Below are 2,452 nucleotides of genomic sequence, written 5' to 3' on the forward strand. Positions count from 1 at the left end.
TGTTGCCGCTGACCGAAAACTGACCCAGTAAAGGCTGTTCTGCCGACTGAAAACTGACCCAGGTGTTCAACTGCTTCTGCTCACTTTTCGAGCAGGAGAACACAGGGTGATCAGCATGGAAATGTTGGGAAAAATCCGGCGGATGTACTTCCGCGACAAGCTCTCGCTGCATCAGATAGCCAAGCGTACCGGACTGTCGAGAAACACCATTCGAAAATGGGTCAGAGCACCCGAAGCCACCCAGCCGGCGTACCAACGGTGCGCAACCTTCAACAAACTCAGTCCATTTCACGAGACGCTGGAGCTGGCGCTCAAGGCCGATTCGTTTCGGGCAAAGCACAACCGCAGGAGTGCCAAAGCACTCTTCGAACAGATCAAGGCCGAGGGCTACGACGGCGGCTACAGCCAGCTCACCGCCTTCATCCGTGCGTGGCGCGGCGAGCAAGGCAAGTCTTTACGGGCCTTTGTGCCGCTGACCTTTGCACTCGGGGAGGCCTTTCAATTCGACTGGAGCGAAGAAGGTCTGCTGATCGGCGGCCTGTTCCGACGCATCCAGGTCTCCCATATGAAGCTGTGCGCCAGTCGCGCATTTTGGTTGGTTGCGTATCCCAGCCAAGGCCACGAGATGTTGTTCGACGCCCATACCCGCTCGTTTGGCGCGTTAGGTGGGGTGCCGCGTCGCGGCATCTACGACAATATGAAAACGGCTGTCGACAAGGTCAACAAAGGCAAAGGCCGCACAGTCAATGCCCGGTTTGCCGTCATGTGTGCCCACTACCTATTCGATCCGGACTTCTGCAACGTGGCCTCCGGCTGGGAAAAAGGCATCGTTGAAAAGAACGTTCAAGACAGCCGACGGCGCATCTGGCTCGATGCTCAAAACTGCATGTTCCATACCTTCGAGGAATTGAATGCCTGGCTCGGCCAACGCTGCCGTGCGCTCTGGGACGAACTGGTGCACCCGCAGTACAACGGGCTGACAGTGGCGGACGTCCTGGAGCTGGAACGCGCCGAATTGATGCCGATGCCGACTGCCTTTGATGGCTACGTCGAGCGCACCGTACGGGTCTCCAGCACCTGCCTGATCAGCGTGGCGCGAAATCGCTACTCGGTGCCGTGTGAGCGGGTCGGTCAGTGGGTCAGCAGCCGTTTGTATCCCACACGGGTGGTGGTCATCGCCGATGAAACGATGATTGCCAGTCACGAGCGCCTGTTTGATCGAGATCAGGTCAGTTTTGACTGGCAGCATTACATCCCGCTCATCGAACGCAAGCCCGGTGCGCTGCGCAATGGCGCTCCGTTTGCCGATCTGCCGAAGCCGTTGCAACTGCTAAAACGCGGTCTGAGGCGGCACACCAATGGTGATCGCGTCATGACTCAAGTACTGGCGGCTGTTCCCATCGCCGGGCTCGACGCCGTATTGGTGGCTGTGGAGTTGGTACTTGAATCCGGCAGCTTGAGTGCTGACCACATCCTGAATGTCCTGGCTCGACTGACATCGACAGCAGCCCCTCCGTCCGCCGAAACCAGCCTTCAACTCAAGATAGCGCCTGTCGCCAATACGGCACGCTACGACCGGCTCCGTACCACCGATGAGGAGACTCGCAATGCGTGATCTTATGGCGGAACTCAAAGAACTGCGTCTGCATGGCATGGCCAGCGCCTGGGAGGAACTAGCCTCGCAAGGAGAAGCTTCGACGGCATCCTCGAAATGGCTGCTCGAACATCTGCTTCAACAAGAACATGCAGATCGAGCAGTGCGCTCAGTGAATCATCAGATGAACATGGCCAAACTGCCCATGCATCGTGATTTGGCCGGCTTCGACTTCAGCGCTTCCAGCGCAGATGCCCGCCTGATCAGGGATCTGTCCAACCTGGAGTTCACCGATACCGCGCAGAATGTCGTGTTCATCGGCGGGCCTGGAACAGGCAAAACACACCTCGCCACCGCCTTGGCCGTTTCCGGGATCACGACGCATCACAAACGCGTGCGCTTCTACTCCACGGTGGATCTGGTCAATCTGCTGGAGCGCGAAAAGTACGACGGCAAGACGGGCCGCATCGCTCAAGGGCTGCTACGAACAGACCTGGTGATACTCGATGAACTGGGGTATTTGCCCTTCAGCCAGAGCGGTGGTGCCCTGTTATTTCATTTGCTGTCCAAGCTGTACGAGCACACCAGCGTGGTGATCACCACCAACCTCAGCTTCTCGGAATGGTCGAGCGTGTTTGGTGACGCCAAGATGACAACGGCGTTGCTGGATCGGCTGACACACCACTGCCACATCGTCGAAACGGGCAACGAGTCCTACCGCCTGCAACACAGCAGCTTGGTCGCCCAGACCAAGATCAAATCACGTGAACGAAAGCGCAAAGACAATGATGGTGCCGAGGACGATGAGCTGTTTTGATCCGCACCGAAAATACCCTGCCGCATGCCCACATGCGGTGG

Annotated in this window: 2 protein-coding genes; both read left to right on the forward strand. The window is 57.8% G+C overall.

Annotated elements, in window-relative coordinates; all coding sequences use genetic code 11:
* Positions 1–115: 115 nt before the first annotated feature.
* Complete coding sequence (istA, locus tag M5G20_RS29960; RefSeq protein WP_170040466.1) at positions 116–1,615, forward strand: IS21-like element ISPman1 family transposase; 1,500 nt, start codon at positions 116–118, stop codon at positions 1,613–1,615.
* Positions 1,608–2,411, forward strand: a complete 804-nt coding sequence (istB, locus tag M5G20_RS29965) for an IS21-like element helper ATPase IstB (protein WP_010466203.1) — start codon at positions 1,608–1,610, stop codon at positions 2,409–2,411. Before istA ends, istB begins: the two co-directional genes overlap by 8 nt.
* Positions 2,412–2,452 lie beyond the last annotated feature (41 nt).

Origin of the sequence: Pseudomonas sp. TNT2022 ID1044 (assembly GCF_028656895.1) — a bacterium.
In the GTDB taxonomy this organism is placed as follows: Bacteria; Pseudomonadota; Gammaproteobacteria; order Pseudomonadales; family Pseudomonadaceae; genus Aquipseudomonas; species Aquipseudomonas reinekei.